Origin of the sequence: Chryseobacterium sp. VD8 (genome assembly GCF_037149975.1) — a bacterium.
GTDB classification, from domain to species: Bacteria; Bacteroidota; Bacteroidia; order Flavobacteriales; family Weeksellaceae; genus Chryseobacterium; species Chryseobacterium indicum.
Genome location: NZ_JBBCQL010000313.1, coordinates 1 through 4,151, shown reverse-complemented (window position 1 = coordinate 4,151; position 4,151 = coordinate 1). Strand labels below are relative to the sequence as shown.

The window sequence follows — 4,151 nt, the reverse complement described above, 5'->3', positions numbered from 1 at the left end:
AGTTGAAGAATCCGTAAGAGTTTTTCACACATTTTAAATTTATAAGCATACTTATAACATTCATTAACAATTCCGAATTAAAGTTTAATATAACTTTAACCTGTTTTCACTACTAAAATAGGTATAGCTTGTTGGTTTTCTGCGTAATTTTGCGGTATATATGAAGAAGCTATTTACTCTGCTGCTTTTAGTTTTTCTGGCAAAAATTAATGCACAAACATACTCCGGAGAAGTTTTTCTAAGAGATAATTCAGTTTTATATCTAAACCAGATGTATGTTACGAATCTTACCACACTGAAAACTGTTTTAAGTGATTATAATGGTGATTTTTCTATTTCTGCCAATCCGGGCGATGTCATCCGTTTCACTTCCATTATTACAGAGCGAAAAGACATTAAACTTACTCCTGAAATGATGGATCAGAAAAATCTGGTTGAGCTGAAGGTGGCGTATCATGATATTCAGGAGGTTGTAATCAGCCGTTTTAAGCCTACCGGAAATTTACGGTATGATGTTAATTCTATAAGAAAAGAAGATAAGGCTTTAGCCATTAAAAAAGTAATTGGTCTTCCGGAGCCTAAAGGAGACGGAACTCCGCCACAACTTCCTGTTGCAGGTCTGCGGGACGGCGGACTTACCTTCAGCCTGGAAAACATTTATGATATTTTATCCGGAGAAAGAAAGAAAAAGCAGCGTTATGTAGCCTATGAAAGAATGAATAATTCCGTAACGCAGATTAAAAATTATTTAGGGAAAGATTACTTCACAAAATTCAAAATTCCTGAAAACCTAATAGATAATTTCCTGCAGTTTGTCTATAGTTCAGAAAATATAGAACCTTACGTCCTTGCCGGAAATTTTGATGCAATAAAAATCCCGATAGAAAAATATCTTCCGATTTACCAAAGACGATTAAGAAACTCTCATCTTCAGGATGTCCTGAAATAAAATTTCATATCATACAAACAAAAAAAATGTACATTTTCCAACCGGATGTACATTTTTTTGTTTTACTTAAAATTATTTTTAAATTTAGAAAAAATTGAATGTTCATTACGATTGAAGTAATTTGACCTGCAATTTTGAATACTAATACCCTAAAAATAAATCAATTAAACGAGAAAAATATTTACTTTTACACTTTAATACCAGTGAATGAAAAAGCTATTTATTTTTTTTAGTATGACGCTGTGCATCATTCTTTCTGCTCAGTCGAAAGGGAAAGATTACAGTGAAATTTTAAAAAGTAAAAATATTTACGAAATTAATGCTTTCCTGAGGGATGCCCATCCTGATGATCCGCGGAGATCTGTCCTGAAACCCCGCGTGATGGAAATGATGAAAGAATACATAAAAAACGCACAGCCCGGAGACCAGAAAGTAAAGCAGATGCAGGACTGGCTGGCTATGCTGAAGAGAAGACCTTCAACCAAAATATCTTTCGATGAGATGAATGCCATCATCAAACAAAAACAGATTGCAAAATATCAGAAAGAACTGCAGGTCGGACAATCTGCGGTAGTTTATACACCAAGCAATCCAAAAAACGTTTATATCGCTCCTGCTTCATCTGCTACACCATCTGTAAACCCGAAACCTGCTGAAGCAATTCCTGATACGGAAGCTTCAGAATTTAATATGCTTATGGCAGAAAATCCGGCAGAGCATAAAAATAAGACCGTAAAGATCCTGAATTCTCTTTTCGATAACGATCCCAATGCGAAAGAGTGTATCGTGATGATAGAGAATAAATCGGACTGTAATATTATTGTACGTATGGAAGGAATCGGCACTACAAAATACAGACTTCCTGTGCCTTCGCACGGAGACAATTCGATCGTGGTACAGAAAGGCGATTATCTTTTTACAAGTATCGTATGCGGAGCCCAGTATGCATCCCAGAAAACGATTCAGAAACCTTTAATGGTGGCTCTGGGAAGTTCTGCCAGAAAATAATCTTTTTCCGATTTAAAAATGAAGCATTTGCTTAAAATTCGCTATTTTTGCAGGATTTTATAAATTTCTCATGGGTAAAAATAAATTAGCAAGATTCGCAGAAAACAAAATATTACCAAACGTTATTCAGCCAACAAGAGAAGATGCTTTAAACGGGTTCGATCTTAAAGGAAAATGGAGAACGGATTTCTTTAAAAACGACAATCCTATCGTTTTGGAATTGGGTTGTGGAAAAGGTGAATATTCGGTGGGGCTTGCAAAAACATTTCCGGAGAAGAATTTTATCGGAGTTGATATTAAAGGGGCAAGATTCTGGTTCGGCGCTAAAGAAGCCGTAGAAAACGGCATGAAGAATGTAGCATTCTTAAGAACACAAATTGAGCTTGTAGACTATTTTTTTGCAGAAAATGAGGTTGATGAAATCTGGATTACTTTCCCTGATCCGCAGATTAAGTACAAAAGAACCAAACATAGATTAACTCACCCGGATTTTTTAGACAGATATAAAAAGTTTCTGAAACCCGGCGGTATTATTCATCTGAAAACAGATTCGGAATTTCTTCACGGATATACTTTAGGATTTTTGCAGGGAGCAGGTTATGAAATCATTACTGCTCATCACGATATATACGGAGCCTTGGAATATGATCCGAATACTCCGCATTTGAGAGATATAAAAACCTATTACGAGGAACTTTTCTCAGCAAAAGGAAAAACAATAACATATATTAAATTCAGGATTAATTAAACAAAAAAGATGATGAAAAAAGACATTATTATTTCGAAAAACACTTTATAAAATCTGATTTATCTTTACATTTTTACGTAAATAAATTACTTGAAAATTATTAAGGCTGCAGACTTCTGCATCCTTTTACCACTGTATAAAAACACAAAAATTATTCAAAAAGAATAAGATAAATCATGAAAAAAATTCTGTTGGTTATTTCAACAACACTTCTCGTGTGCTGCAATTCAGCAAGCGTACAAAACCATTCGCAAAATATATTAGAAAGTAAAAATATTGCTGAAATTGAAAACTATCTGAAAACAGCTCATCCCGATGATCCCAAAAGAAGCGTACTAAAATCAAAACTGATTGCTTTAAAAAACTCGGAATGGACCAAAGGAAAGAAAGATGCCAAACCAATGGTCGCAAGGCCTATTATTTCTGAGATTTCTAATAACTTAATGAAGAACTCTAATGCAGCGGAAACAGAAGAATTTAAACGTCTGATTGCCTCGACGCCGGCTGAACATAAAGATAAAACCGTAAAACTGCTTAATGCCATGTTTAATGAAGATATCAGCAGTAAAGAAGTTATTCTTTTGTTTAAAAATAATTCGGACTGCAATATTGTTTTAAGAATTCAGGGAAAGGATTTTTATAATTTGGCAGTTCCGGCGAAAGGTGAAAACTCCATTGTTATCAATAAAGGAAATTATACACTTACAAGTCATGTTTGTGATGTTTTATATTCTTCTCAGAAAGACATCAGGAAAAGTATTTTTTTAACCATTAATAATCCGTTACAAACTGAAAATAAAGCAATGTTGGGAAGCAAGTAATTTTTAAATTTACACTAAGAAAATTTCGTATGAAAAAATTTTTCCCTTCAGTTTTTATTATTCTTGCTTTAAGCAGTTGTGAAGCTACCCATTACAGAACGACAAACAATTCTGTGAAGAGTACGCCGCCTACTTCTGCAGGTGTGCGGAATTCATCTGCTAATCAGACTGAATTAGAATATCAGACTTTAATAAAAACATATAAATCGGAAACAGCAGCCGTTCTAACAGATCTTCTAAATGGTTCGGAAGACAGCCCGAATACTTCGATTACAGTTGAAAATAATTCGCGCTGTAATATGGTTCTTACGATCAGCGGTAACAATTATTTCAAGAAAATTCCGATTGGCGCCAATAAAATAGGTTCTGCAATGGTTCCGAAAAACCAAAACTACAATATTTCAGGAATGGTTTGTAATTCAGTTTACAATCAAACAAAGTTCATCAGTTCATCTTATAATGTGACTCTTTCTAATTAACAGGAAGCTTTATTAAAAAACAAAAAAGAAGCCGTCTCACAACTGAGGCGGTTTCTTTGATTAAAACATTTGTAAGATTGACTGTTGTTTTGTATATTTATTTGGTAATCAATAACATATATGGGATTTAGGCATTACAATCAAAA

At 34.1% G+C, this 4,151-nt stretch carries 5 protein-coding genes; all 5 read left to right on the top strand.

All coding sequences use genetic code 11. From position 1 onward, the window contains the following. Positions 1-160: 160 nt before the first annotated feature. The 5 genes from WFK35_RS21205 to WFK35_RS21185 all read left to right on the top strand — a co-directional run bounded on the left by WFK35_RS21205 (position 161) and on the right by WFK35_RS21185 (position 4,005). Complete coding sequence (locus WFK35_RS21205) at positions 161-949, top strand: hypothetical protein (RefSeq protein WP_336734526.1); 789 nt, start codon at positions 161-163, stop codon at positions 947-949. 207 nt (positions 950-1,156) lie between these two features. Beyond that, a complete protein-coding gene (locus WFK35_RS21200) occupies positions 1,157-1,957 on the top strand; it encodes a DUF6759 domain-containing protein (protein ID WP_336734525.1) in 801 nt (266 codons plus the stop codon). A 70-nt stretch (positions 1,958-2,027) separates the two neighbouring features. Continuing rightward, complete coding sequence (gene trmB / locus WFK35_RS21195) at positions 2,028-2,705, top strand: tRNA (guanosine(46)-N7)-methyltransferase TrmB (protein ID WP_336734524.1); 678 nt, start codon at positions 2,028-2,030, stop codon at positions 2,703-2,705. 176 nt (positions 2,706-2,881) lie between these two features. Next, positions 2,882-3,526, top strand: coding sequence for a DUF6759 domain-containing protein (locus tag WFK35_RS21190; RefSeq protein WP_336734523.1), 645 nt, complete (start codon positions 2,882-2,884; stop codon positions 3,524-3,526). Between the two features lie 29 nt (positions 3,527-3,555). Then, on the top strand, positions 3,556-4,005 hold the full coding sequence (locus tag WFK35_RS21185; protein ID WP_336734522.1) for a DUF6759 domain-containing protein: 450 nt from the start codon (positions 3,556-3,558) through the stop codon (positions 4,003-4,005). Positions 4,006-4,151 lie beyond the last annotated feature (146 nt).